At 69.7% G+C, this 21,786-nt stretch carries 12 protein-coding genes, 2 pseudogenes and 4 CRISPR repeat arrays (1 of these 18 only partly in view); of the genes and pseudogenes, 2 read left to right on the forward strand and 12 right to left on the reverse strand.

The genetic code is table 11. From position 1 onward, the window contains the following. Positions 1–1,410: direct repeats of the CRISPR family, unit length 29 nt; unit sequence CGGCTGACCCCCGCCTGCGCGGGGAGGAC; it begins 84 nt to the left of the window's first position. A gap of 21 nt (positions 1,411–1,431) precedes the next feature. The 9 genes and pseudogenes from cas2e to cas3 form a co-directional block, all read right to left on the reverse strand. Further along, positions 1,432–1,743 (reverse strand): type I-E CRISPR-associated endoribonuclease Cas2e, encoded by a 312-nt coding sequence (gene cas2e / locus ABEB13_RS29575; RefSeq protein WP_345707883.1) that lies wholly within the window; start codon positions 1,741–1,743, stop codon positions 1,432–1,434. A 43-nt stretch (positions 1,744–1,786) separates the two neighbouring features. Continuing rightward, positions 1,787–2,709: pseudogene (cas1e, locus tag ABEB13_RS29580) on the reverse strand (type I-E CRISPR-associated endonuclease Cas1e). 62 nt (positions 2,710–2,771) lie between these two features. Further along, complete coding sequence (cas6e, locus tag ABEB13_RS29585) at positions 2,772–3,428, reverse strand: type I-E CRISPR-associated protein Cas6/Cse3/CasE (protein ID WP_345707884.1); 657 nt, start codon at positions 3,426–3,428, stop codon at positions 2,772–2,774. Further along, entirely contained in the window at positions 3,425–4,252 is an 828-nt protein-coding gene (cas5e, locus tag ABEB13_RS29590; RefSeq protein ID WP_345707885.1) for a type I-E CRISPR-associated protein Cas5/CasD, read from the reverse strand. Before cas5e ends, cas6e begins: the two co-directional genes overlap by 4 nt. Next, on the reverse strand, positions 4,249–5,412 hold the full coding sequence (gene cas7e / locus ABEB13_RS29595; RefSeq protein ID WP_345707886.1) for a type I-E CRISPR-associated protein Cas7/Cse4/CasC: 1,164 nt from the start codon (positions 5,410–5,412) through the stop codon (positions 4,249–4,251). Before cas7e ends, cas5e begins: the two co-directional genes overlap by 4 nt. A 63-nt stretch (positions 5,413–5,475) precedes the next feature. Next, entirely contained in the window at positions 5,476–6,246 is a 771-nt protein-coding gene (gene casB, locus ABEB13_RS29600) for a type I-E CRISPR-associated protein Cse2/CasB (protein ID WP_345707887.1), read from the reverse strand. Continuing rightward, positions 6,243–6,734, reverse strand: a complete 492-nt coding sequence (locus ABEB13_RS29605) for a type I-E CRISPR-associated protein Cse1/CasA (RefSeq protein ID WP_345707888.1) — start codon at positions 6,732–6,734, stop codon at positions 6,243–6,245. The genes casB and ABEB13_RS29605 overlap by 4 nt, the downstream gene beginning before the upstream one ends. 119 nt (positions 6,735–6,853) lie before the next feature. Then, positions 6,854–7,945: pseudogene (gene casA, locus ABEB13_RS29610) on the reverse strand (type I-E CRISPR-associated protein Cse1/CasA); the annotation flags it as partial. 73 nt (positions 7,946–8,018) lie between these two features. Beyond that, positions 8,019–10,904: a CRISPR-associated helicase Cas3' gene (gene cas3 / locus ABEB13_RS29615; RefSeq protein ID WP_345707889.1), complete on the reverse strand. Its 2,886-nt coding sequence runs from the start codon at positions 10,902–10,904 to the stop codon at positions 8,019–8,021. 564 nt (positions 10,905–11,468) lie between these two features. After that, positions 11,469–11,742: direct repeats of the CRISPR family, unit length 29 nt; unit sequence GTCCTCCCCGCGCGAGCGGGGGTCAGCCG. A gap of 697 nt (positions 11,743–12,439) precedes the next feature. After that, positions 12,440–12,714: a CRISPR direct-repeat array (repeat unit 29 nt; unit sequence GTCCTCCCCGCGCGAGCGGGGGTCAGCCG). A 393-nt stretch (positions 12,715–13,107) separates the two neighbouring features. Continuing rightward, positions 13,108–13,442: a CRISPR direct-repeat array (repeat unit 29 nt; unit sequence GTCCTCCCCGCGCGAGCGGGGGTCAGCCG). Positions 13,443–15,143: 1,701 nt separating this feature from the next. Here cas3 and ABEB13_RS29620 point away from each other — a divergent pair. Both ABEB13_RS29620 and ABEB13_RS29625 read left to right on the forward strand, forming a co-directional pair. Further along, complete coding sequence (locus ABEB13_RS29620) at positions 15,144–18,131, forward strand: putative dsRNA-binding protein (protein WP_345707890.1); 2,988 nt, start codon at positions 15,144–15,146, stop codon at positions 18,129–18,131. Between the two features lie 450 nt (positions 18,132–18,581). Continuing rightward, on the forward strand, positions 18,582–19,403 hold the full coding sequence (locus ABEB13_RS29625) for a DUF6551 family protein (RefSeq protein WP_345707891.1): 822 nt from the start codon (positions 18,582–18,584) through the stop codon (positions 19,401–19,403). 268 nt (positions 19,404–19,671) lie between these two features. Here the strand turns inward: ABEB13_RS29625 and ABEB13_RS29630 are convergent, their stop codons facing one another. The 3 genes from ABEB13_RS29630 to ABEB13_RS29640 form a co-directional block, all read right to left on the reverse strand. Then, positions 19,672–20,007 carry a tyrosine-type recombinase/integrase gene (locus ABEB13_RS29630; RefSeq protein WP_380230352.1) on the reverse strand — a complete coding sequence of 112 codons (336 nt, stop codon included), beginning with the start codon at positions 20,005–20,007 and terminating at the stop codon, positions 19,672–19,674. Between the two features lie 143 nt (positions 20,008–20,150). Then, positions 20,151–21,332 (reverse strand): serine hydrolase domain-containing protein, encoded by a 1,182-nt coding sequence (locus ABEB13_RS29635; protein WP_345707892.1) that lies wholly within the window; start codon positions 21,330–21,332, stop codon positions 20,151–20,153. A 201-nt stretch (positions 21,333–21,533) separates the two neighbouring features. After that, entirely contained in the window at positions 21,534–21,764 is a 231-nt protein-coding gene (locus ABEB13_RS29640; RefSeq protein WP_345707893.1) for a hypothetical protein, read from the reverse strand. Positions 21,765–21,786 lie beyond the last annotated feature (22 nt).

Genomic DNA, 21,786 nt, shown 5'->3' on the forward strand with positions numbered 1-21,786 from the left:
GAGGACAAGCCCCAGTGAGACGAACCGCTCCGGCTTAACTGGCTGACCCCCGCCTGCGCGGGGAGGACACCTACGACGGCGAGCAGTGCCGCATCTGCGGCGGCTGACCCCCGCCTGCGCGGGGAGGACTCCAGCCGCTGGCTGAACTCGGTCTCCGGGGCCGGCTGACCCCCGCCTGCGCGGGGAGGACCTGACCGCGGCCGCCGGGCTGGCCCGGGCGTTCGGCTGACCCCCGCCTGCGCGGGGAGGACGCCACCAATCCGATCCTGACCACGGACAACGACGGCTGACCCCCGCCTGCGCGGGGAGGACCACATCGGGAGCAGGAGGAGCCACCAGGTGGACGGCTGACCCCCGCCTGCGCGGGGAGGACGCCCAGAACAGGGGGTTCGCCGGGTGCAGCCTCGGCTGACCCCCGCCTGCGCGGGGAGGACCCGTCCGGTGGCACCTGGTCGAGGGCCATCGCCGGCTGACCCCCGCCTGCGCGGGGAGGACGGCAACACGGTCAACGACATCATCAAGCAGCGCGGCTGACCCCCGCCTGCGCGGGGAGGACTGGCTGACACATCACCCGCGGTTGAACCATCCCGGCTGACCCCCGCCTGCGCGGGGAGGACGCAGCCGCCGGCCCGCCAATGCTGCGCCCCGACGGCTGACCCCCGCCTGCGCGGGGAGGACACCGTGACGATGGCCGAGCCGATGCTCAGTGCCGGCTGACCCCCGCCTGCGCGGGGAGGACGCCTGGAGGACGTGCCGGGACGTGGTGTCCGGCGGCTGACCCCCGCCTGCGCGGGGAGGACCCCTGCCGGTAGTCGGTGCTGCCCTTCGTCTTCGGCTGACCCCCGCCTGCGCGGGGAGGACACGACGGCGCCGATCACGATCAGACCGGCGACCGGCTGACCCCCGCCTGCGCGGGGAGGACCGGCCTGTGGTGGCTGGCCTCCGCCCGGCACTGGGCTGACCCCCGCCTGCGCGGGGAGGACCACCAGCCACGCGCCGAGCGGCAGCGGGCCCACGGCTGACCCCCGCCTGCGCGGGGAGGACCCGAACCCGAGCCGGGCGAGGTGCCAGTTCAGCGGCTGACCCCCGCCTGCGCGGGGAGGACCCGTAGCCGTCGACCCAGTCCATGACGGTGTCCGGCTGACCCCCGCCTGCGCGGGGAGGACGTGGGCGGGCGTTGTACGGGTCATGTCGCCGCCGGCTGACCCCCGCCTGCGCGGGGAGGACGTGGACCACCGCCGGACCCGCACCCGCCGCAGCGGCTGACCCCCGCCTGCGCGGGGAGGACGGCGCGTGGTGCGCGATGACCATCGCCTACGCCGGCTGACCCCCGCCTGCGCGGGGAGGACGTCCTCAACGGCACCGGCCTCGCGGCCACCGCCGGCTGACCCCCGCCTGCGCGGGGAGGACACTTCCCTACCTGCAGATTCGCTAGGGCTTTGCGATTTCTTGATGCAATTGGGCGGTGGTGGCGATCAAGGTCAGTCCGTCGAAATCGACAGGCTGACGCCGTTGGTCACCGGCGGTATGCAGCTCGAATCCTTGTTCGTTCGCCGCTGGATGGACGAGGACTGCTACACCGCCTGCGACGCAACCACTGACTGCACGCCAGAGCTCGTTGCGGACACGCGCAGAGATGGTTCCGACGTAGAGGTGAGGCGTGACCTCCAGGAGCCAGCGGGTCAGGGCACCGCGTACGTGGTCGGGGACGGCGGTAACGGAGAGGACGGTCATCGACGCCACAGGGGCTCCCGAATGAACGCGGTCGAGGCTGATGGCAGCGCCCTCACAGTGGCTCTCCCAGCGCGTAGTTGACTCCGCCCGGGATTGCCCCGGCAACTGGGTCCCACAGGTCCACCAGTTGCTCCTCGGGATCGGGCAATTCGATCTCCTGGTCCGGTGCAAGCAGGCGTTGGACATCGGCCACAATGCGGGGCAGGAGCTTGAACAGACGCAGTCCGTGCCGGAAGCTGCGCCTTGCTTCGGCTTCCGGCTGGGGAGAGCTGTGTAGCGAGAATGCGAGCGGAATAGTGAGTTCGGCCTTGTAAAGATCGGCGATGTCGTACACGAACGCCTGCTGATTGCCGCTGTGTACGAAGCCGAGGGCAGGGGAGCAGCCGATGGCGAGCAAGGCTGCGTGGACGATGCCGTACAGGCAGGTGTTGGCCGAGGAGAGGGCGAGGTTGACCGGGTCCTGGGTGTCCCACGAGGCGGGGTCGTAGGCGCGGCGGAAGCGGCCGATGCGGTGCTGCTGCGCCAGTAGGCGGTAGTGGGCCTTGACCCGTTGTCCTTCCATACCGCGAAGTTGGGCGAGGCTGGTGCCGGGGGAACGCTTGCTCGACCGAAGCGTTGCTCGTACATCGCTGTCGCAACGCTCAGTCGGAGGTCATCGTTGGCCCAGGCTCGGGCTTGTCGTTCGAGCCAGGTGGTGCTGAGGGAGTCGGGAATCGTCGCCGCGTAGCAGCGCACACCTCCTGACCCGGTGATGACGACGGTGGTGCCGTGCCGGGCGAAGGTGGAGAGGGCGCGTGCCGTGATGGAGGTCCCGGGGCCGAGCAGGACGCAGTTGAGTGCGGCAGTGGGGAGGTACACCGACTCTGTGCCCCGCTGCGGGCTGGTGACTTCGGCGCAGACACCGGTGTCGTCCTGGACGATGCGGGCGATGTCCAGGTAGAGGAAGGACAGCGAGTCTGCGGTACGGGGCAGCATCGCCACGGTGGGCGCCGCCAGCTTCCGCCGAGCCGCGGTGTCGGGACTCCTCCTCGGACCGGTCATGCGGTCTCCTTCTGTGGTGCGAGGCTGAGAAGGCCGCAGCCGTAAGCCTTGCCCTTGCCGATTCCTTCGGTCAGGCGGGTGCGGAGGCGGTCCGGGTCGGTGATGAGGGCGGTGCCCTCGAAGAGGGTGCGTGCGTGTTTGACCTGCTGCTGGCCGTCCCGCCGTGCGCCGTGTGCGGCGTCCAGCGGTGTGGCGTGGAGTGTGGTCAGGGTGAGGCCCGAGGTCTCGGCCTGGCGGGTCCACCATTCGTCGGCCGCGCGGCCGGACAGCGGGATGATCGCGCCGAGCTGGTACATCTCGCGCGTGGTGCGTCCGGGTTTGCGGATGGCGTTGGCGGCGATGCGGTAGCGGACCGGCAGACCGGGGCGGAGGGCGTCGAGGAGCGGTGCCAGTGGTCGGGTGAGGGCCTGGCCGTAGCCGGCGGGCAGTTTGCCGATGTCGGGCTGGCGGGCGCTCTGTAGGAGGATCTGCGGGCCGCTGGGCCCGGGTTCGGCGCGGAAGAGGACTCCGAGTTCGCGGCGGGGCTCGGTGCTGGGTACGTCGTCGGGGAAGAGTGACATCAGCCGGTGGTGGAGGCCGACGGCGCTGGCCGCGTCCCGGCGGGCGTCTCGGTGTCGCTGGTCGGGGACGATGCGGGTCAGCCACAGACTCATGCGCGGGCGCTTTCGTGACGGGTCGGGTGCTGGGCGAGGTAGGTGCCGACTGCCGCCAGGTAGTCGGTGGAGAACCCGGCGCACTGGCCTGCGGGCAGCCGGAGGGTCCGCTGGTAGCGGGCGCGTGCACGGAAGGAGCGGTTGCGGCTGTGGAAGGTGAGCGGGTCGTCGTTGACCTGGCCTGCCGGCGCGGTGCCGTCGTCCGATCCGGTCCCGCTGCCCGGGCTGAGGTCGCCGAGGGGGCAGTCACTGTGGAAGACGATGTCGAGGAGTGCCCCCTCTGCCCGTGAGGCCCGCCGCGCGAGCGGCAGGTGCAGCAGATGGTGGAGCGCATCGTCGAACAGGCCCAGGAGCAGAGGTCCCTCCGGCGGGCAGGAGCGCCGGCCGAGGTAGGGCGGCCACACGGGGTCGCGCAGCGCCGTCCGGCACGATTCGAGGACATCCGCATCACCGGTGAGGGCGGCGGTGAATGCCGCGTCGGCGAGGTAGTAGCGGTGGGAAAGCAGGGTTGCGGTGCCGCCCGAGCGCTTCTTGCCCTCGGCGGTCGTGACCGTCTGGCGGCCGGGCAGGCCACCGCCCACGGTGTGGAGGTCGCGCAGCAGCACTCCCGGGCGGTCGGCCCGAACGGTCAGGGAGAGACCGGTGAGGTCCTCGATGCTGTCCTCGCGCCGTCGTCCGAGGGCCGATGCGAGGAGCCCGATGACCCCGGAGCGGGTCGGGAACGGCGCGGTGTCCCGCTCGTTGAACTGGCTCCGCTCTCCCCAGGACTGGAGCGGTCCCGCCAGGTGCAGCAGGAGACCGGCGCCGCTGGTGGTGGGGCTCACGCGGCGGCCTCGGGGAAGGCGGCGTTCAGGGCGGTGTCGAGGAGCTCGGGAAAGGAATCGACGCGGACGCCGAGCCCGGCGAGGTCCTTCTCGTCGAGGCTTGCCCAGCCGGCGGTGAGGATGCCGCGGTTGCCGAGCAGTGTGTTCGCGGCCTGGGCGTAGTCCGACAGTGCGGTGCGGGACGGGCCCGCGTAGCCGCCGTCCTCGCGGTGGGAGCGCACCGGCTTCTCGAACGCGGCGGCGTAGGACAGCGGCCGGTCGGTGCGGACCGACAGGTGGACGAGGTCGGGGATGGTGTGCGGGGCGGTGGCGGTCTTCTTGGCCTGGGGGAGGGAGAGGATGAAGGCCTCGGCGAAGCCGGCGGCGAGTTCGCGGGCGGCGGCTCGGTCGCCGCCGAGGTTGCGGGCCAGGTCGGCCAGGTCGATGGTGGCGTAGCGGTAGAAGACGCCGGCGCTGAATTCGGCGTGGCCCATGTGGGCGCTGCCGGTCGTGTCGCCCCAGGCGGAGGTGACGTCGTCGACGGCCGAGAAGTAGTCGAGTTCGACGTCGGTGCCGTGGGTGGTCAGCGCGTGGGCGACCTGGACCGCGCCGTCCACTCCTGCGTCGTCGACCTCGGCAAGCATGCGCCCGAACAGGTTGATCACGCCGTTGCGGGTCCGCAGGATGGCGTCGATCCGATCCTGCGGCAGGACACTCTTGTCCGCGGCCTTCTTGATGTCCTTCCCGTTCTCCAGTGCCTTCCGGTGCTCCTCGGCGAGGTCCGCAAGGTCGGCCACCGCGGTCTCGGGAACGTAGACCATGGCGTTGGTGGTGAGGACCGGCGAGTCCTTGGCGGTCTCGAACTTGATGCTGCTGCCGGCGGCGACATGCTGGCCTGCGCGCACGGCGAGGTCGCTGGGCCAGCCGCGCTCGGTCTCCAGCAGGCGGGTCACGCGGGCGCCGATGCGCCGGGTGCGCAGGGCCCGCTCGCCGAAGCTGTCCTGGAAGTATTCGCGTACCGCGCGCTTCCACGACTGGCTGCTGACCCGGGTGCGGTCCGCGTCGCCGTACCGGACGGTCTTCACCGAGTTGTTGTCGTCGCGGTTCAGGTTCGCGAACGGGACGCTCTGCACGACGTGGAGGTCGATGAATCGGGCGGTGGTGCGGTCGGCCGGAGCCATGCTCTTCTCCTCAAGCGGTCGGGTCTGGGGTCCGGGGCGGTTCCCCGAGAGTGGTGCGGTGGTTCAGTTCGCGGTAGGCGGGTTGTCGGTGCCGGCGTCGGGCTGGGCGGCGGCGCGTGCGGTGTCGGCGTCCTGGGCGCGTCGTTCCTCGTCCGCCTGGCGGGTCCGGTAGTAGTCCTGCAGCCAGCGCCGCTTCACGGTGCCCGCGTGACGGCGCCACCTGCAGAGGTCGACCAGGAGCTGGGCCCAGTCGACGTCGACGTCGCTGCCCCGCAGTTGCCGGATGGCGCCCGGGAGGTGCCGGTGCAGACCATCCAGGCTCTGACGGGTCAGCAGATTCAGGCGGGTTTCGGCGGAGGAGGCGCGCAGTCCGGCTTCCGTGCCACCCTTGGCCACGCCGTCGGCGAAGGATCGTCCGAGGCTGCGGCTGCGCGGTGTCGCAGGCTTCGACTCGTCGGGGCCTGCGGTGGTTTCGTCCAGGTTCGTGGCGGTTCGTGCGGCGGCGTACTGGTCGCGGCGCTGGGCGGCAATGAGCGAGGCGACCGTGTAGTGGGCCCGCTGGATGTCCAGGTCGGCCATCTGTTCGTCGGTCAGCCTGTGGGCGACGAAGCGGTGCATGAACGGCACCGAGTCCAGGTCCTTCCCCACCCCGCGCCGGAGCGCTGCCCGTACCCCCGGGTCCTCGGAACAGCGGCGGTCGATCCAGTCCGTGAAGGCGCGGGCGCGGCGGAGTTCGGCGCTGGACCAGTCGGCACCTACTCTTCGGGTCCCCGCGGCAACGATTGTTGCGGGGCGGGGGGCGGGGATGGTTGTGGTGGCGGTGGTGTCGCTCACTTGTCCTCCGTTGGAGTACCGGGGCGGGTGGCGGCGGCCTTGGCGGGCGTCTTCGCGGGCCCGCCGTACAGCTCGACGCGTGCTCGCGCAGCGGCCTTCGCGCCGCGGAGGGTCCCGAGCGCGGTGTAGGTGATCTTGTCGTAGGCGTCTTCGGCGATGGTGCGGAACGCCGCTGCCGCACCGACGAACTCCCTCGCGTCCACGTGCTTCCAGAACTCGGCCTCGGCGTCGGGCCAGTAGCGTGCGGCCGCATCGACGGCCCAGGCGCAGTCGCGGAGCTTGGGGGCGGCGGTGTAGTCGGCCCAGGCCCTGCGTACGGCCTTGTCCAGCCGGTATCCGTACAGCTCGCCCAGCGCGCGGAGCCGGCCGATCTCCACTGCCGTCGCAGGCTCCTGCTCTTCCGCGAGGTCGAGTACGGGCGGTGTGCTGGCGTCCACGAACTGGACGTCCTTGGCCTGCCCGTCCTGCTCGAAGCCCAGCGCCCGCACCCGGAGGTACTCGGAGACCTCGGGTGCCGTGGCGAAGACTTCAGGCCGGCGTGGATGGCTGCCCCCGGCGGGTCCTTCAGGAGGAGAGCGTCCAGGTCTCGCCACAGGGCTCGCTGGGCGTCGGCGGGACGCGGGTAGGTGTTGCCCTCCTTGCTGGTCTGCCAGATCAGGTAGGGGTCGCCCTGGCGGGGGATCTTGTGCCGGTAGGCCCAGGTGATGAAGGCGTCCGTGACGTGCTGCCCGGTGGGGGCGGGGACCAGCAGCAGGGCGTGCTGGGAGCGGGCGGTGAGTCGGGAGCAGGGGCCTGCGGTTTCGGGCGGCGGGGCGGTCGGGTCTGTCGCCTCCGCCCGTTCCCAGGGGCAGAGATCGGCAGCCCTGCGGACGTCCTGTCCGGGCTCGGGCAGTCCGGCAAGGAGGGTCTCGAACAGGGACTCGCCTTCCGGGTGGTAGGAGAGGGTGCTGCGCAGCGGTCCGGCGGTGACGTTGGCGGCCTTCACGTCGCCGACCGTGCGGTTCGAACAGCGGCCCGAGGGGCCGTAGTAGTGCCAGATCAGCAGGTGCATGGCGGCCTGGGCGCTGGTGGGCAGGTCGGGGCTGGTGCTGTCGATGTGGTGGAACCAGGCGTGGTTGTTGCCGGAGGGCCTGGTGGTGATGAGCTTGTCCACGCCAGCGGTGTTCGCCCGGTCGCACTGCTGGGCAAGTCGCGGGTCCTGGAGGAACGGCTGCTCGGGGTGGAACAGGTCGAACCGGTGGAGGTAGGTGTCGAGGTACGCCTCGACCTTGCCCTCGTCGAGATGGCCCTCCTCCACCGCATCTTCGCGGCGTTCCGCCCAGGCACCGGGTCCGGCCTCATCCAGCCCGGTGATCCGGGAGGTGAGGGCGTACAGGATCCGGTAAAGCGCCGACAGGGCGGGCGGCAGGCCGATGGCGATCTGTTCGATCTCGTCGGCGCGCAGCAGCAGTTCGCGCAGGCCGACGACTTCCGGCAGCGGTCTGTCCGGGTGGCGTCGGGTCGGGTCGGGGCGTCCGCGGACGGGGATCCACGGGTCGTCGACAAGGTTGAACACCGGCGGGACCGGTGTGGGAGCAGGTGACATGCGGCCTCCGGCGAGGCTGGGCGTGGTTGATGGGGTGGGTAGGCTCTGCGAGTCCCCGCAACCGAGCGGGGGTGAGCCATGCGGTGTGCAGGAACAGGCCCGTATCGGCCCCATTTCCCCGCGCGAGCGGGGTGGTGCCGCCCCGGTGACGGACCATCAGGTTTACTGCTGGGGCGGCACGGCCACGTTAGTGCGAAGTGCGGGGTGCATGAGGAAGATTCGGAAGATCTGCAGAGATTCCGAGGTTCTTCGAGATTTCGATCTCCCGATCACCGAGGCGGCACGTCCAACGCCCGTCCCCGCCGAGCTGCATGGGCAGGACGGCGAGATCGGCGAGCATGGGCCTGTCCCTCCAGTCTGCTGGCACGTCGTTGTCCTCGGTGCGGCGCGCCAGCCATCGGCCGGGCAGCGGGACGGTATGACGCATGATCGGTGCGATCTCGGCAGAGGTCAGGCGGCCTCCCAGGGCAGTGCCCGGCAAAGGGATGTCGCCGTCCTCATCCAGCGAAGGTCCCCCGTCCCGCAGGTACACGCAGACGGCCCTGGCTGAATCCGCACCGAGTCGGGTGGTCAGGAGCTCTTCCATCACACCTGAGCCGCGATCCGTCAGGCAGGACAGGTCTCCCTGCACGTCGTAGGGCGACCGCACCGTCGTCGCCTCGGCCAGCTGGCTCTCCGCGACAGCCGACGCGACCCGCGTCGCATCCATGCTCCGCAGCTCCCGCTGAGCCGCATCCGCCAACCCGGCCCCGAAGTCATCGGCGTACACGGTGTCGACAAGCCCCTGCACATCGTCCGGCACGGCGACGCCGTTTCCCGCGAGCTTCTCCACCAACACGCTCGTACGGAACAGCAGCGCCGCGTCGTACACATCGCCCCACGTCCGCGGAGCACGGACGGACCCCTCCCCATCTACGGGCTCCAGCACCACCAGCCTCGGCTCGGCCGCATCCCCCGTCCACGCCGGCCGATCGGCCCGCGGGTGGCGCTTGCTCCGCCCTGCCCGTTGCAGTAACTGCGCCAGCGGAGCGAGATCGGACACCACCAGGTCGAAGTCCAGGTCGAGGGACTGCTCAACGATCTGGGTCGCCACCAGTACCGATCCAGGCCTCGTGCCGGAAGCACCACCCTGCGGCTTCCCGAAAGCCGCCTCACACTCCGCGGTGATCCGCTGCCTCTCCATCGCGGGGAACCGTGAGTGCAGCAGGCGCAGACCGCCTTCCCGTGCGGCCAGGTCGGGCAGCGCGAACTGCAGATCCAGGAAGGTGCGCTGTGCCTCCTCGACCGTCGTGCAACAGACCAGGACACACCCGCCCTCCGCCGCCACCGGGCCAAGAAGTACCCGAAGGGCAGCCCTGCGCGAGCCCTGCCGCGGCCTGTCGACGGGCCCCTCCCGGACATCCCAGGTCACCCGGCGAGACTCGACGCGCAGCGTTCGCGCCCGATCGCTGCCGACCTGCCGAGGCCTGGACACCTCGCCGTTTGCCGCATCGACGAACAACCAGCCCGGGTAGCAAGGCTCAACAGTGCTCCGGTCCTGGAAGCCGGCGCCGCGACGGTAGGCGTCCACCAGCGAGGTCGCGGTCCGTCCGGCAAGTGTGGCCGACAGCAGGACGACCGGTGCGCCCAGCGCTCCGAGCCACTCCAACAGGCGCACCAACAAGCTGTGCATCCACGGCCCGTAGGCGTGCGCCTCGTCCACCACAAGTACCTTGTTCGCCAGACCGAACAGCCGGAGGAACCCGTACCGTACGGGCAGTACACCGGTGAGGGCCTGGTCGATCGTTCCGTTCGCCAGGGGGGCCAGGAGCCCCCGGCGGGCGGCCCTGAGCCAGCGGCCAGCCTCTGTGCCCGTGTGACCATCGGACAGCACCGGTGAGACCCCGTCAGAGTCTTCTGCTGGCACGTAAGCCGGGCTCAGCCAGGCCATGCTGTGCAAGAGCGTCAATGCCCGCTCACCCTCGGCATTCGCATCGGCAAAGCGCCGCACCCGCTCGTACATCGCGTCGGCCGTCGCCATCGTGGGCAGAGCGAAGTACACCCCGCCCGCACCAGAGGCACGAGCCATCACCGAGGCGGCATGCAGTGCCGCCTCGGTCTTGCCGTCCCCAGTGGGCGCTGTCACCAGCAACAGGCCCGCGCCCGTAGCCAGACCTGGCAGCGTCGCGGCGATGTCCGCCTGCAAGGTGTTCGGCGTGAATGGGAACTGGTCGCCGAACGTCCGCTCCGGGAAGGTCGCCCGGCCAAGCCCGGCCTCCCGTACCCAGGCTGGCGCCATCGCTACCGCGCGCTCGTAGTGCTGTTCCAGGTCCGCGTCACTGCCAGCCCATCCCCGCTCTGGCATCCTCGGCTCGATCACGTCGGTCTGGCTCGCCAGCCAGTCGGCAACGACCACGAGCCCGGCCGCCACCACTGCGGACTGCCCCGACAAGATGCTCTCCGGCGTGCCGACCGCACCGGTCAGCCGCCGAACTGCACTGGCGTGCAGCAATCTCTGCTTGCGCCAACCTGCTGCCCGACCCAAACCGGGCTGGTACGCAGCGGCGTTGACCAGGTGCTTACGCTGGAGCGCCTCACCGAAACAGCCGTGATGCCCGCCAAGGAGCTGCGCCACCTGATGCCCGACAGAGCGCCGCACCACACGTCCCTCGGGATATCCGCACTGGCTGAGGAACTCGACCAGGCTCCAGTGCGTCGCCGCTTCATGCCGTAACTGCTCCGGCGTGGCCTGCTCCGAGTACGCGGCGTCGGCCGCGAGAGCGGCGAACTCCTCGGGCACCTTGGCTTGGAACGGCGGGGTGATCTTGCCTACGTCGTGCAGCCCAGCCCAGAACGTGATCAGCCGACGCGCCTCCGCCTCTGGCACGCCGATCCCGTTGGCGATTTGCGCTCGCATACCACGGCTCAGGACTGAATCCCAGAGGGCACCGGCGACCGCAGCGGTATCGAGCAAGTGGCAGATCACGGGATAGGGCCCGGGCAGGCCAGCCCGTTTGCCCCATAGACGGGTGTCCAGTTGTGCCATGGCGGGGTCAACTGCAACGGATCGTGAGGCTTCGGTCTCCTCGGTCATGGGCGCAGGCCTATCACCAATGACTGACAACGGGCGTCTTGGCTGATGTTTAGTACCTACGGCAAACGCTTCTGGACTCGACGGACTGGGCTTGATGTGTTGCCCCTGGCTACGATTCAGGCTGGCGACCGCATGTACGGATGAGGCCTGAACGGAAGCAAAGCTTGCGCAAAGGCTCTCTAGCGTTGCAGGTCAGTAAGTGTCCTCCCCGCGCGAGCGGGGTCAGCCGTGCTCGCCGTTGAACTCCACCGAGACGTCGGAGTCCTCCCCGCGCGAGCGGGGGTCAGCCGAGATTCAGGCCCGGGGCGGCGTGAAGCGGTGGGTCCTCCCCGCGCGAGCGGGGGTCAGCCGTTGATGTCCACCACCGCGTCCCGGTAGACCTTGTCCTCCCCGCGCGAGCGGGGTCAGCCGCACCGGCCGTCCATCCGGAAACCGTGCGCAGTGTCCTCCCCGCGCGAGCGGGGGTCAGCCGACCTCTTCACCATCAGGCAGGAGTTCGTCTTCGTCCTCCCCGCGCGAGCGGGGTCAGCCGGTGGGCGCGTTGCGGTTCTTCCGGCTGAAGAGGTCCTCCCCGCGCGAGCGGGGGTCAGCCGCCGAGTCACATCCCGCTCTGGGCCTACTCGAAGTCCTCCCCGCGCGAGCGGGGGTCAGCCGCCGCGGGGGCCTTGGACGTATTCGTGGGGGCCGTCCTCCCCGCGCGAGCGGGGGTCAGCCGGCGAACACCTGGGTCGTCACCAGCATGTTTGTGTCCTCCCCGCGCGAGCGGGGGTCAGCCGGCGGCCGGGTATCGGACCGTGCGCGCGTGGCCGTCCTCCCCGCGCGAGCGGGGGTCAGCCGATGGCGAACGGGTCGTCAGCCACAGTCGCACCGTCCTCCCCGCGCGAGCGGGGTCAGCCGCTCAACACGTTCTCCGGCCAGGTGCGGAACATGTCCTCCCCGCGCGAGCGGGGGTCAGCCGGTCGCCTGGCGGTACGGCAGCAACGAGACCCCGTCCTCCCCGCGCGAGCGGGGGTCAGCCGTTGTCCGCCCGCCACACCTGCCCCGTCACGGTGTCCTCCCCGCGCGAGCGGGGGTCAGCCGGTCGGCGTGACCATCTCGGCCGCCGACGCGCAGTCCTCCCCGCGCGAGCGGGGGTCAGCCGTCCATTAGCAGGATGGAGACCGGCGCCACTGCGTCCTCCCCGCGCGAGCGGGGGTCAGCCGGTCGCCTGGCGGTACGGCAGCAACGAGACCCCGTCCTCCCCGCGCGAGCGGGGTCAGCCGCTCAACACGTTCAGCGGCCAGGTTCGGAACATGTCCTCCCCGCGCGAGCGGGGTCAGCCGTTCTGACGCCATGCCCAAGGCGACCGGAGGAAGTCCTCCCCGCGCGAGCGGGGGTCAGCCGCCGACGCCGGCCAGGCCCAGCGCTGCCAGGTTGTCCTCCCCGCGCGAGCGGGGTCAGCCGGTCCTCCGCGACATGGTCAAGTTCGTCAACGCGTCCTCCCCGCGCGAGCGGGGTCAGCCGGTGGCAGCGTACGCGGTCGGTCAGGACCATTCGTCCTCCCCGCGCGAGCGGGGGTCAGCCGAGGATCGCGGGGTCCGTCGTTCCGGTCGAGCTGTCCTCCCCGCGCGAGCGGGGGTCAGCCGGGCGAGAAGCGGCGGGCCTTCCAGAACGACCGGTCCTCCCCGCGCGAGCGGGGGTCAGCCGCCATTCGCTCCTGCTTCCAGCGCCGGGTACTTGTCCTCCCCGCGCGAGCGGGGGTCAGCCGCCGGTGGGGATGCCGAGCATCTGCTCCGGGTTGTCCTCCCCCGCGCGAGCGGGGGTCAGCCGACGGATGAGGTGGTGTACCGGTCGGACACTCCGTCCTCCCCGCGCGAGCGGGGTCAGCCGTCGTTGACGGTCTCGATGACCTGGCTGTCGTCGTCCTCCCCGCGCGAGCGGGGGTCAGCCGCGGGGCATGCGGGGCTCCTAGGTGCGCTGGTAGTCCTCCCCGCGCGAGCGGGGTCAGCCGGTGATGCCCTCCACGGCGAAGTCGGTGAACGCGTCCTCCCCGCGCGAGCGGGGTCAGCCGGAGTACGAGAAGGCGAAGAAGCGCGTCGACGCATCCTCCCCGCACGAGCGGGGGTCAGCCGCCGGCGATCGCTGCAGCCCAGCTGCGGTAGGGGTCCTCCCCGCGCGAGCGGGGTCAGCCGATCCCCAGCGCGACGGTGGCGACGGTCAGGGCGTCCTCCCCGCGCGAGCGGGGGTCAGCCGGTGGAGATGTACCGGGCGGCCACGTGGATGGCGTCCTCCCCGCGCGAGCGGGGGTCAGCCGTGGTTCCAGATCGCCATGATGATGGCGATCGGGTCCTCCCCGCGCGAGCGGGGGTCAGCCGATCAGCGGCAAGAACTACGACCCGTCCGAAGTGTCCTCCCCGCGCGAGCGGGGGTCAGCCGAATTCTGGAGCGAATTGTCATCCGTGCGAGAAGTCCTCCCCGCGCGAGCGGGGGTCAGCCGAATTCTGGAGCGAATTGTCATCCGTGCGAGAAGTCCTCCCCGCGCGAGCGGGGGTCAGCCGCCGGGTGGTGCACCGCATCGCCTGGTGGACATGTCCTCCCCGCGCGAGCGGGGGCAGCCGACCATCTCCCCGGAGGAGTCCGAGGAGAGCAGGTCCTCCCCGCGCGAGCGGGGGTCAGCCGCCGATGCGCCGGATCTCGTCCGCCCCGTACGTGTCCTCCCCGCGCGAGCGGGGGTCAGCCGTGGCCGGGCCGCTACCTCAAGTTCCCGGGGCCGTCCTCCCCGCGCGAGCGGGGTCAGCCGCCATGGAGTTCCTCGGCACCCTCACCGACATCGTCCTCCCCGCGCGAGCGGGGTCAGCCGATCCCCAGCGCGACGGTGGCGACGGTCAGGGCGTCCTCCCCGCGCGAGCGGGGGTCCGCCGTGGGGGATGGAGATCACCCACACCGGCGCTGAGTCCTCCCCGCGCGAGCGGGGTCAGCCGGTGTACCGGAAGCCCTTGACGTAGCCGGGCGTGTCCTCCCCGCGCGAGCGGGGTCAGCCGTCGAAGGGGAGGCCTTCGTCGACCCGGTCGGCGTCCTCCCCGCGCGAGCGGGGGTCAGCCGCACGCCGAGGCCGTGTCCAAGCAGACCGGGTCGTCCTCCCCGCGCGAGCGGGGTCAGCCGCTCAACTTCGGTGCCGTCGCCGACGAGTCCGCGTCCTCCCCGCGCGAGCGGGGGTCAGCCGTCGAAGCGGGTGACGAAGTGGTGCAGCCGCTCGTCCTCCCCGCGCGAGCGGGGTCAGCCGCAGACCTACACGGTGAACGCGGGCAACATCAAGTCCTCCCCGCGCGAGCGGGGTCAGCCGCCTGGGCCGAACCACCCCGGAGCCCAGGGATCGTCCTCCCCGCGCGAGCGGGGTCAGCCGTCGGGGTTGAGCTGCGCCAGGAACGGGCCGCAGTCCTCCCCGCGTGAGCGGGGTCAGCCAGCGTTCGATGATGGTCGGCAGGAGCTGAGCAAGTCCTCCTTGTGATGAGCAGGGCCAACAGACGGATCTATGTCCCACCCGCGATATGCGGATGAGTGGCATAGGGTGGCTACCAGCATGCTCATCCATGACGATGTGTGACAGCCACGAACGGTCTCCCGCTGTCACAGCTGTCACTGCATGACTCCTGAGCTGGATAAACGTCAGTGACACCGCCGTGACAGTCGCGGCGGTTGATGCGCCCCGGCTGATTCGAGCGGCCGAGGCACCTCGATGTCGCAGCCTCTTGCCGGCCTTATGGCTGATGGCGGAGATGTGGGCTCGTGGTCACGGACCTTCGGACCGCTATCCGCACGGGTGATGCTCAATGGTTCGGCGGAAGGTTAGTGGAGCAAGGCGATCCTGGGCCGTCTGTGGGCCGTACGAGGCGGTACGAAGGTAGCCGCGGATGACGTCCACTAACAGCTCCATCACTGGTCAAAGGCACGTGACGTGGCGGCAACGCAGGCGAACAGGGCAATGAGTCAGTTCCTGCGCAACAAGGTCGGTTCGGGCGCGGGCAGTTTGGAACGATCCGCGTCGAGCGCCCCTTTCCGAACCCGTGCTCGGCGGCATACGCTGATCGGCCAGTGCCGCCGTGATCACCGGGACTTGTGAGCCACGGCGGGAGGAAGGGACAGCAGAACCGGAGTCAGGTCGCCGCCCGTCCACAGGTACCGGGACGGAGCGCTGGCGCCTTCCGGAAGCGGGTGTGCCTGGGGCGTTGTAAGGCCACGTCATCCGGCATGGGGAGGGCCATGAACCGCTGGGTTGGCATCGTGTCGCTGCGCGAGACCGCGCCACCGACACCCGTGCACCGCATCTCGCTTGCCATCGAAGCCGCACGGCACCGTACGTCGTACCAGTTGGCGGGTCAGATAGTGCCGTACGCGCAGATGCGGTCGGCGTTGCGCGCGATCGGTCAGGAGCACGCGCGCCACCTTGAGTGGGGTCGGTACGAATACTGCGTCGACCTCGCCGGTGACTTCTTTGATGGCGGCCATCCCCCGACCGGGTTGCCCTCCTGGCTCACCAACGAACTCCAGAACCTCTTGTACGGCAAGACCAACACATCGTCTATGGGCAGGCAGAGGGCGCAATTGGACCGCCGGCGACCGAGGTCGAGTCCTGCCCACCAGCACCCGGAGTCCACACGTCGGGGTTGGACGACAGACCCCGAAGTCGACCGCACGGCCCGGTCTGCGCGGTCGGTCCCGACCTCTACCAGGCAGCGCCCGTCGACCGAGCCGGTCCGGTCTTACATCCGCACCGAACGGCGGTTCGACGTCCATGACGTCACGTACTCGGCGCTGTGCGAGCCGCCGGTGTCGCTGGTGGGCACGCACGGGCAAGTGGTCCGCGAAGCCGTGGGGAACGCCGTGCGCGGGTGGGATGCCAGCCCCGAGGTCACCGCCTGGCTGGGCCTAGCGGCAGAGCACCGCAGCCACCTCTACGAGAGTCGCCACGCCGATCAGGTAACACCGAATGTACTCGGCATACTTGACCGGCTCGGCGGCACCACGCTCGACGTGATCCTGCTCGACGCTTATGTACGCTGGGCGACCCCTCGGAAGTCAGGCGAACAGTCGGTCGAACACGCCCGGCGACGCGCTGCCGCCGACCTCGCGCTCGGTGCGTGGGTCACCGACCAAGGGCTGGCACGCATGGGCGCGGGAGAGGCACAGCAGCCTGCCAGGTCCGTCTTCGAAGGAGTGGCCCGGCAGATCATCGGCGTGCTAAGCCTCTGCGGCGAGCACGAGATTGCCCGGAGACTGGTCGCCTCTGTGTGGGCCAACCTCGACCGACCGTCTGTGGAGATGGGAACCGATCCCGTCACTCTGGCGCAAACGGCCTTCCGCAAGGAAGGACTGACCTATGACTATGCCGAGGAGGGCCCGGATCACCGCAAGGTCTTCCGCGCCAGCGTCCGCACCGAAACCGGCCGCATGGCGGAAGGCACCGGCCAGTCCAAGAAGGCGGCGCGGGCGGCGGCGGCACGAGCGCTGCTCGACGCGTACCCGCAGGTGGTTGCAGCAGCGGACGCCAAGCGTAAGGCAGACCCCGTAACTGGGCCAGCTTCGTCGCCGCGGCCGTATTCACAGCCGGGCGTCCGGCACCGGGACGCTGTGAGCGACTTGGCGGCCATGTTTGAGCTCGGCTACGGCTCGGACGGGCTCCTCGCCCAGGCCCTCACCCATGTTTCTTGGGTCCACGAGAATCAGGCGGCGGCGACCGCTGCCCGCCAGCGCGACAACCAGCTCCTCGCCCACCACGGCGCGCACGTGGCGGGCCACCTCGCCGCGCACGTCCGCGCTCGTCGGGCTCTCGGACACGATCTCACCCCCGACGAGGACGGTGCGCGCATCCTCACCCCGTCTGACGACGACATGGCCCGGCTCGGTACAGGGCTTCAGCTCGCAGAAGGGCTGCTGACGAGCCACGGCGAGAGCGGGCAGGGCCGCACGGCGGCGTCGGACGCCGCCCAGGCGGTTGTCGCCGCTGCCTGGCGCGTCCACGGGCCTCGGCTGCTTGGGCGCCGGCCCGCCGTCCTCGACGAGTGGCTCTCTGGCCTGGAACACCATCATGACCCGGTGACCGTCCTCGCCAACTTGGCCACCACGTATGGCATCGACGTCGAGTACACGTATGACGTCTCGGGACCGGAACACCTGACGGCCTTCACCGCCACGGTTGGGCTGCGGGACGCTCGGGGCCGGGTCCACCGGTGGACAGAGCATCTGCCCGGAGCCCCCGGGAAGCAGGAGGCGAAGCAGGCGACTGCCGAGGCTGTGCTCGACATCCTTGCCACCCCCGTTAACGGTGTCGTCGATGATCTCCTCGTCCGAGAAAGAGATTTGCTCGTCTTCCTCCTGCACGCTCAGCTCGATGGCCTCGGCCAGCCGGCAGAACGGCAGCGCGCCCGTATGCTCGCCCGCGGCGACCTCGGCACCGACCTCCTTGCCACCAGCGACACCAAGGCGTTTCTTGCCTGGGCAGAACGTGTGCGTTCCCTGCTCGGGCCGGATGAGACGGCCGTGCCGGACACGCTGCGAGAGCTGTACCGGAAGGTCCTCGACGACACGCGCATCGGGTTCGGCTCGCTCCTGCACCGCATGGCCGCCAGCCCAGGACACGACGCCACGAGCCTGGTCCGACGCAATGCAGCAGACGCCGTAAGGCGAGCACTGAGCAGCGGGCCGCAGGCCACCTCGGTCCGCGACGTTGTGCAGGCGTGGTGGCATGACCAGGCCCAGGCCACCGGCGTCACGATCCGTGACGATATGCGCCAAGAGGTCTTCCATCCGCTCCTCGTCCACCTCGGCGCGCTGCACGAGACCCTGACGTGGTGCGGCGAAGCCGCCGAGGCGGCCGACACCCGCATCGACGTTGAGCTATCGGTTCAGGACGGCACGCTGCACGTCTGGCTAGGCCTCAACAAGGTGGACGTCCGGGCGGCCTGTGACGACTTCGCCCGCGTGCTGTCCCACACCCTCCCGTACACCGACTGCCTGGTCGGTGACGACCATGTACTGCTGCGTCTGCACGGCGATCACGAGACGGCTCACCACCACCCCCTGGCTACAGCGGGCATGGACGCCTACATCTCCGGCCCGGTGGGCCGGCAGCGGCCTACTGAGCCTCCTTCGCCGTCAACACCGCCCGCGCCTGATTCGTCTCTAGCTTCTGGCGGAATGTGGAGCGACGATGATCTTGTCGAGCCTTCGGCGGATGCAACTGAGGAGTGACAGCTCAGGGCGTCGGTAACTGTCACACATGTCACTCTGTCACTGCATAGCTTCTGAGCTGGTCATTCGCCAGTGACACTGCTGTGACAGCAGTAGTGCAGGCGTCCCATCCTGGCGGGCTCTGGAGGTAAGAAGGGCGGGACCAGGGCGGGACCAGACGCTCTGCCTGGAGGTGAACCTTGCTGCCTCGGCCGAGCACCTCTGAGAGCCCTGCAGGCAGGCTGACCTGCAGGAATACCGCGCAACGCGATCTGGGGGTCAAGGGACCGAAGGCTCAAGCTGTCTGTGTCGTCCTTGAAGTGATGGCGGAGCCCCAGAGGTCGGACAAGGGTTCAGACAGAGCGGAGTTGATGCAGAGTCATATGTGATGATTTGATGCCCGTGCGCCGCCATCCCTTAGGCCCCTAGGCCGCATCCCTCAGCGCGGCGCAGATGCGAGGTGCGCCACCCATGGCGAAGAAGTACCGCTACGAGCTGCCGGAACACCCTGTTGACTACGGGGTGAAGGTCGCAACGGTCGACCTTAAGATCGAGCCGGAGGCTCAGCGCACGCTCAACCTGCCACGCGCCCGGGCGATTGCCGCCGAGATCAAGCCGCATGCGCTCGGGTCGATCATTGTCTCCCAGCGATCAAATGGCGATCTGTACATCATCGACGGGCAGCACCGCAGTGAGGCCTGCCGAATCGCGGGCATCGAAACGATCGTGGCAGAGGTCCATCGCGGCCTGACGATCCAGGAAGAAGCCACCCTGTTCCTGATTAAGAACAGGGAAGCATCTAAGACCAACGCTCACGACGAATATCGGATTGGCCTCACGGCGGGCCTGCCGCTGTTCGTCGACACCGAGGACGTTCTCGTTTCGCACAGTCTCAAGATCGGAAGCACCTCCTCCAACCAGATCGGCGCTGTTCAGGGAATCCTCGCGATCACTGACAAGTACGGCGCAGATGTGTTGGACGATGTGCTTACCGTCGCCGAGAAGGCATATGGCCGTACCGCTGAGGCATGGGATGGGATCGTCGTTGGCGGACTCGGAGAGTTCCTTGGTCGCCATCGTGACGTCATCAGCGGTGATGCTGACCTCGACGATCTCGCTCGCAAGCTGGCAAAGCGTTCTTCGGCTGCGCGTCTCATCGGAGACGCCCGTAGCCAGGCGACAGGCTTCGGCTCGAAGTCGGACGGTACTGGGTCTCGGAAAATGGCTGCTTACCGGCTCATCATCGACGCCTGGAACACTGGCCGTCGTAAGAACAGGATCGGCCCCAGCTAATGGATGACGGCTCGTCAGCCTGCTGACATCTACGACTGACATCAACAGGCTGGGATGCTGACACGCGAGGCGGAACAGGAAGCCAGCAGATCTGCGGCAACCTTTCGGGGCTGCAAGGTCGGCTTGTTAGTTCTGTGTCGGCGGATGCGCCTGGGGGTCAAGGGGTCGCAGGTTCAAATCCTGTCGTCCCGACAGGAATGTCGGAGCCCCGCTGACTGGACGGAAGTCCAGGCCAGCGGGGCTTTTGCCTTTTCTGCGGCCGGTTGATTCAGCGAACGAGCCGTAAGTGTCGGCCGTGGGAGTCCGGCGGGATCACTTCGGGACCAGATGTCTTGCGGGGGCCGCTCAGATGGGCGCTCAGTGCCTCGCCGGCCTTCTCGATGGCGCGCCGGTCGGGGTGGAGACAGCGCTGGGTCGTCGTCAGCGACCCGTGCCCGGCGATCTTCCGCAGGACGTGCAGCGGCACCCCTGCGTCGGCCATCCACGTCAGCCCGGTGTGCCGGAGGTCGCGGCGTCGCAGGTACTCGTACCCGAGCCCAAGCACTCGGGGATTACGGGATCGTCCTCCGACGTGCGCCGTCGGTGCCCTTGTCCGGCAGATCACCGTGGCCGGGCTCGGTCTGCCCGCAGAGGTCCCGCATCAGGCCGCGCCGAGGGCCGCAGGCACACTGCTGCGCGAGTGCCTGCGGCCCTCGGGCAGCGAACATGCAGCAGCCATGTCCTCGCCCGCATCGCCTTGGGCGTGCCTCAGTTCTGATCGGAGGCGTCGCCGTAGACGTTGCCGGGGCTGATCACCTGGGTGATCGCCCGGCCGAGCAGGGTGCTCGGGTTCTCGCCGTTCGAGCTGATGTCGGTGTTGAGCAGGATCACCATCGTCGCCTTCGAAGCGGGCAGGTAGACGGTCAGGCTCTGGTAGCCGGGCAGGGAGCCCGCGTGGCCGATCCACCCGTGGTTGATGTCGATGCCCAGTCCGTAGAAGTCGCCCGGCGCGCCGGTGGGCTGCGCGTCGAGGCGCTCCTGCTGGGTGTGCGGGGTCAGCAGTCGGCCGGTCGCGACGTTCACCGCCCAGGAGCGCAGGTCGTCGAGGTCCGAGATCATCGCGCCGGCTGCCCAGGCCCAGCTGGGGTTGAAGTCCGTGGCGTCCGCCACCGTGCCGTCCGGCGTGAAGTCGGTGTAGCCGTGGGCGTGCGGCTGCGGGAACTCCGCCGCCTTCGGCAGGAAGGTGTGGTCCAGGCCGCTCGGCCGGGTGATCAGGTCCCGGATCGCGACCTGCAGGGGGCGGTGGGTGACCTTCTCGACGACCAGCCCGAGCAGCACGGTGTTGGTGTTGGAGTAGTCGAACTGCGTGCCGGGCGGGAACTGGTTCGCGTGCTCGAAGGCGATGCGGAGCAACTCCTCCGGCGCCCATTGGCGATGCGGCTGGGTCGTCAGCAGGTGCTGGAAGTCCGCGTCCTTGGTGTAGGGGAACAGGCCGCTGCGCATCTCCGCGAGCTGCCGCAGCGTGATGTGTTCTCCGTCGGGCACTCCGTCGACGTACCTGGAGATGGGGTCGTCCAGGCCGACCTTTCCGCGGTCGACGAGCTGGAGCATCGCGGTGACGGTGAAGGTCTTGGTCTCACTGCCGATGCGCATGTTCAGGTCGGTTCGCATCGGCTCACAGTCGATCTTGTCCGCGACACCGAAGGCCCGTACGTAGCGCGGCTTTCCAGGCTTCCAGACGCCCACGATCACTCCGGGGACCCCGGCGTCGGCGGCCGTCCGCTGGATCACCCGGTCGAGCTCCGCCGCGGTCGCGTCCCACTGCTGTGACGCGGTGGCCGATGTCCTGGAACTCGGTACGGCCGCTGCGGGAGCGGCAATCGGGGGCAGGGAGGCTGCCACACAGGCAGAGACGACCATCGCGATGCGCAGCAGGGCGGTTCGGCCCATCCGGATGTCCATGCGTCCTAGGAAAGTCCCTCCGGATCTTGGCTCGCAGCGCCACGCCGCCCCCGGCGCACGTTCATCCGAACGCCTACGGACTCGTCTCGCAAGCCGCGTCGCCTCGCCCGGGTCGGACCGGCTTCCCGGCCGGGGACAGCGACCGCGGGCCCGGAGCGCCGCATGATCACGCACGCCCACCGAGGCCTGTCAGCCCGACTCGTCTCCGAGGAGCACGGCCACCATCGCGTCCACGTCGCTGTCGCTCAGCTCGGGCACGGTCCAGTCGTTGCGTCGCGCGTGCCGGATGAACTCCGGGTCGAGTGCCACATGGTAGTGCCGTACGTAGTGGGCCAGGTCGGAGTTCCAGAGCCAGTGCCCGTCCGTCATCAGGTGCCAGCCGCCGATGACGGCCTGGTCAGGGCTGAGGACGTCACGCACGAGTGTGGTCGCGGCGACCAGG

Source organism: Kitasatospora paranensis (assembly GCF_039544005.1).
In the GTDB taxonomy this organism is placed as follows: Bacteria; Actinomycetota; Actinomycetes; order Streptomycetales; family Streptomycetaceae; genus Kitasatospora; species Kitasatospora paranensis.